The following is a 5667-nucleotide window of genomic DNA, read 5'->3' on the forward strand; positions in this document are numbered from 1 at the left end:
GATGCACCGCTGCCGCAGCGTTCCTTGTCCTGCGGGACTAGCGTGACAGGTGAGACTCCCACAGGCGCATGCGCCAAGAGGCTCACCGCACGCCCCGCGGAAAGCGAGCACCCTGGAACGGAAATCAACAGCTTACAGACTTCTTGGACAGCCCCTCTTAGTTACGATGCCTTTTTCTTTGTGCTCTTTTTATCTTTTACTACTTCAAAAATCTGAACAGATCCTGCTTTAGAGACAATGGTCAGATCGTCTTTCTTTCCAAGCTGGATAACGCCCTTTTTGTTCCATACATTCTTTAGTACGAGATCATTCTTATCATCAAATGATTTCTTCAGTGTTACTTTTTCTTCACTTCCGTTGTTCAGAACAACAAGGAAGCGGTCATGCTTATTGTTTCTTTCATAAATGATGACTTGGTCATCAGAATACCACTCTTTATACTTTCCTGTACGGAGCGCAGGTTCATCGTTTCTCAGTTTAATTAGTTTCTTATAATACTGCTTTAAGGAAGCATTTTGATGCGCTTTATCCCATGGCATCATCTCTCGGAAATAGCGGTCCTTCCACTCGTCAACTTTGTTATGATCCTTGCTTTGTGATAAGCCAACCTCAGTTCCGTAGTAGATGATTGGTGCTCCTGGAAGTGTAAACTGCGCCGCAGCTGCCTGTTTCAGTTTGTTCACATCACCGCCAGACTCGAATAAAAAGCGCGGCATATCATGGTTGTCCAAGAACGTTCCCATCACATATTCTGAGTTGTATGTTTTTTGGTTCAAGCGGATCGCATCACTCAGTTCATTCATCGACTGCCCTTTTGCGAACACATCAAGCAATGCGCCCTGCATCGGGAAATCCAGAGCGCCGTCAAGCTTGCCGGAGTAAGTGTTGATCTTTTCACGGCTGTCCCAAACTTCTCCATAAATAAAAGCGTTCGGCTTAAGTTTTTTCACAGTATGCCTGAAATCCACCCAGAAGCTATAGCTTGGTCCCTTGGCATAATCGAGCCTGAAACCGTCGAAGCCAAGATCGTTCAGCCAGAAAGGAACGACTTTATTCATCATATAGCTCCGAGTTGCAGGATTGTCGTTGTTCAGTTCTGGAAGTTCTGTTACACCGTAGAACGTTTTATAGTCTGTCGGCCATTTCGTAAAGGTGTACCAGTTGTAATACGGGCTGTTTGTTCCATTTTTCAAGGCGTCCTGGAAGAACGGATGCTGGTTGGACGTATGGTTCGGAACAAGGTCATAAACCACTTTCATACCCTTTTTGTGTGCTTCTTTAATAATTTCCTTCATGAGTTTGTTGTTTCCAAAACGCGGATCAATCTTCATAAAGTCTGCCGGATGATAGCCGTGTGAATACGGCCCTTTGTAGATCGGCGAAATCCAGATGGTGTTGACACCAAGATCCTTAATGTAATCAATTTTATCCTTAACACCTTGAAGGTCGCCGCCCATCCATCCTTTTAACCGCTCATCATAGGAAAGGTTAGGATCAACAGGCTCATTGTTCATCGGATTTCCATCCATAAAACGGTCTACAAAAATATGATAGATGGAAGCATTTTTTGCCCATTCAGGAGATTTATAGTCATCTACATAATAGGCGAATTCGGTAGCGTCAGCAGACAGAATGCTGTTCGTGTCTGCAAACTGCGAACCTTCGCCGTCTGTATTCCAAACATCGATCTTGTATTTAATCCTTGTGCTGTCTTTTTGTTTTGGAATGGTTCCACTAAGCACAGACTTATATAATCCATCTCCAAGACTTGTTTTCGAGACAGCATACATTGGGACAAAAGTTCCGTTCTTTGCAATGCCCCTTTTCCCTTCAGGGGTGGAACCGTCTGTTGTAAAGTAGATTCCGCCTTTATTCACCTGCCCGTAATGCTCTACTGTCGTCTTGACCATTACATTTTCTTTATGGTTCGGAATGAAAGGCTTATAGTTAAAGTTATGCGTTACGCTCTTCGCAACCGGCACACCGCTCCATTTCTCTACTTCATCATTCACCGGCTCGCCCGCTTCGGTGAATACTGCTTTACGCGGTTCACTTTTTACCTCTTTATACTTTTCATCACCGAGCGCGTAATAATAGGAGAAGGATTGGCCGGGTTCACCTGTTAGCTGGATGCTATATTTCTGATCTCCCGCCTTTTTCAGGCTGGTTACTGAATAGTTATAACCGTTCAAGCTTGTCCCAACGGTTACATTCGCCCAGTCGGGTGTGGATTTTGGAACCGTCACGTTCAGTGTTACTTTCCCTTTGCCTTCTAAGAGATTTATATCTACTTTTCTTTCATCGTCCGGATGAAAGACGAAAACATAGCTTCCTGTCTGTGGTGGCGTAAACTCCAGATTGCTGCCATCCATCCACTGATCGTCTCTTACGTACTTAAACTCAAGCTTGCTGCCTCCGGTAAGCGGAATCGGATTGCTCTTCCATGTCCCATCCTGCTGCATTGTCAGCGGATTATTGTCAGAACCCCAATCCAATGGAGACAAACTTCCCCTTACTACCACTTTTTGATAGCTGCTCGCATCAGCCGTTTTAGGCAGCTGAACCAATACGGTCCCTAAAAGCAGCACCAATGACATCAATATGCCAAATCCCTTTTTCAAATAGACTCCTCCTTTTGAGCAGTTTGTGCAATTTTGCGCAAACGCTTTCACAAACCTTTACTAAAAGTTTAGCCGCGATGACAGAATTATGCAATAACTATTTTAATAAAAGGCTGTTTTCTAAAAGATTGTTGTTTTTGGGTCATATTTGTAAAGAGCCTTCATTGACAAGTTGAATGGAGTGTAAGGTGCGAGACTCCTGCGGGAGCAGCGGGACAGGTGAGACCCACAGGCGTAAAGTGCTCACATTACCCATCGCGGAAAGCGAGCATCCTGAAACGGAAATCAACCACTCCTAAGAGCAACAAAGTTTACGAAAACAGCCTAATAAAAAGAAAAAGGCCTGCAGACGAAATTACATCTGCAGGCTTTTTGATTATCCGATCTGCTCTAATAATTGATACGCTTCATCTACAGATTGCACATTCAATAACTCGTTTCTGAATACTTCATCCATGAGTTTGATAGAAAGCATCTGCAAAATTTTTAAATGTTCGTTTCCTGCACTTTCTTCCGGCACGGCAATCATGAACACCAACTGGGCGTTTTCTCCATCAACGCTGTTCCAGTCTACACCAGTCCGGCTCAGGCCAAAAGCAACTCTTGGAGAGGTGACAGCATTTGATTTCCCATGAGGGATCGCCACCTTAAAACCAATGCCTGTGCTTCCTTCCTTCTCCCGCTTTTCAATCGCTTTTTTAAACTTACGCTTGGATTTCAAAGCATCGGACTGTTCCAGCTTCTCAATCATATGGTCGATCACTTCATTTTTTGTTGAACCCTTCAAGTCAACATCAACCAGGTCTTTGTTCATCAACTCTGTCAGTTTCATGCTTGTCACTCCCTGTTAAGCTACGTTTTTCTTTAATGTATTAACCAAGAACGCTGTTACGGCAACGCCCGCTATAATGCCGATAAAGTACATGAGCGGATGGCTGATCGCACCTAGCACCGCAACAATCGGTCCTCCATGAGGTACGTTGTTTCCGACATGGCCGAGCATAGCGATTGTAGAAGCGACCATCGACCCTGCCATAATACTTGGAATAACACGCAGCGGATCTTTTGCCGCAAACGGGATAGCACCTTCTGTAATTCCGACGAGACCCATTGCCAATGCTGCTTTCCCGGCTTCCTGTTCCGCTTTTTCGTATTTTTTCTTATTGAGCAATGTAGCAAGACCCATTCCAAGCGGCGGAACACAAATCGCTGCCGCAATTGAACCCATGATATGAACATTTCCTTGTCCGATCATACTCGCTCCAAAAAGGAACGCTACTTTATTCACCGGGCCGCCCATATCAAAGGAAATCATGGCACCTAGAATCAGTGCGAGGATAATGCTTGAAGCGCCCTGCATGCCATTAAGGAAGGCGGTGAGCCAATCCATCAGGCTGGCAATCGGTGCACCTACTACAAAAATAAACAAGCTGGCAACAACAAGTGAAGCAAGTAAAGGAATAACCAGAATTGGCATAATCGGCTGGATGACCCTCGGAACCTTCCAGGACTTGATCCACTTCGCAACATAACCGGCAACAAAACCAGCCAAGATGCCTCCAAGGAATCCTGCACCTGCTTCACTTCCATAAAAGCTTCCGTTAGCGGCGATATAACCGCCGATCATCCCTGGAGCAAGCCCCGGGCGGTCCGCAATACTCATGGCGATGAAACCAGCGAGAATCGGCACCATAAACGTAAAGCCCGCGGAACCGACATCCATGATCTGCTTCCAGACCGAATCTTTCGGAATCTGGAGTCCGCTGTCCGTCGGATGTCCTCCGATTGCCAAGGACAAAGCGATCAGCAGCCCGCCGACCGCAACAAACGGAATCATATAGGAAACACCGTTCATCAAGTGGCGGTAAAATGGATTCTGCTTATCTTTACGTTCCTGCTTCACTTCATTGATGGACTTCATGTCACCCTTATACTCCGGCACATCTCCAGTTTCAAAACGTTTGATAAGTTCCTGTGCTTTATGAATTCCATCCTGTACACCTGTGACGAGTACTTTTTTTCCAACAAACCGGCTCTTATCCACCGCTTTATCTGCAGCAATAATAATACCGTCCGCCTGCTGGATCTCTTCTGGAGTGAATTCATTTTCCACCCCGATGGACCCTTGGGTTTCTACCTTTATTTCAACTCCTAACGCTTCGGCTCCCTTACGCAAACTTTCGGCCGCCATATACGTATGAGCAATCCCATTAGGACACGAAGTAATTCCTAATAACTTCATTTTCCGTACCTCCGCTGTTCATTAGTCTGTCATATCTATGAACCAATTGTAGCTCAGTAAATACGGGAAATAGATTTTTTATTTACCGTAAGTTCCGGCAAAAATGAATTATATAAAAGCGTTTTCAATTATGATTGCTGCAGGAATTCGAATGATTTAGCCGAATGTAATGAATCGGTAAATTTTCTCAATACTTTTTAAAGGACTGAAATCATGGGATATATTATGGACTTGCGAAAATTGATCGGAAGCCGGCCGATAGTTATGACAGGTGCTTGTGTACTTTTATTGAATGCTGAGGGACAGCTGCTGCTTCAGCATCGGAAAGATAACGGTTTATGGGGCTTGCCGGGCGGCTCATTAGAACCTGGAGAGACCCTTGAGGATGCGGCGAAAAGAGAGCTCTTTGAAGAAACAGGATATTCGGCCTGCAGCCTTGAACTGCTTCACGTGTTTTCCGGTGAAGAGTTTTATTATCAATATCCTCATGGAGACGAGGTATATAACGTTGTCGCTGCTTATATCTGTACAGACTATGAAGGTAGTACCGTAATTGACGGGATTGAAGTACAGGATGTTCGCTTCTTTGATTTGAACCATCTTCCCGAAGCGATGGGCGGCCCTGACCCGCTTGTCATCGACTATTACATGCGAGATCGATCATTTTGATAAAGAAGGGGCTGTCCAGAAAGTCGAAAATTGACCTTCAGGCAGCCCCTTTTTGGCTTGAAAAATCTTCAATGAAAAGTTAATTGAAGTGGAAGATGCGAGACTCCTGCGGGACTAGCGTGACAGGTGAGACTC

Annotated in this window: 2 protein-coding genes and 1 pseudogene; 1 reads left to right on the top strand and 2 read right to left on the bottom strand. The window is 45.0% G+C overall.

The annotated features are described in order from the left end of the window. Positions 1 to 161: 161 nt before the first annotated feature. Positions 162 to 2621: an alpha-amylase family glycosyl hydrolase gene (locus P4361_RS23125; protein ID WP_328091234.1), complete on the bottom strand. Its 2460-nt coding sequence runs from the start codon at positions 2619 to 2621 to the stop codon at positions 162 to 164. Between the two features lie 376 nt (positions 2622 to 2997). After that, a pseudogene (locus P4361_RS23130) lies at positions 2998 to 4863 on the bottom strand (fructose-specific PTS transporter subunit EIIC). Between the two features lie 213 nt (positions 4864 to 5076). On the opposite strand from P4361_RS23130, the gene P4361_RS23135 reads away from it, so the two are divergent. Continuing rightward, positions 5077 to 5532, top strand: coding sequence for an NUDIX hydrolase (locus P4361_RS23135; protein WP_091007764.1), 456 nt, complete (start codon positions 5077 to 5079; stop codon positions 5530 to 5532). Positions 5533 to 5667 lie beyond the last annotated feature (135 nt).

The organism is Fictibacillus sp. B-59209 (assembly GCF_036216745.1).
Classification (GTDB): Bacteria; Bacillota; Bacilli; order Bacillales; family Fictibacillaceae; genus Fictibacillus_C; species Fictibacillus_C marinisediminis.

What these genes read in the sequence shown, in the direction of transcription:
- P4361_RS23135 (WP_091007764.1), top strand. Translation starts at nt 5,077, where the DNA reads ATGGGATATATTATGGACTTGCGAAAATTGATCGGAAGCCGGCCGATA.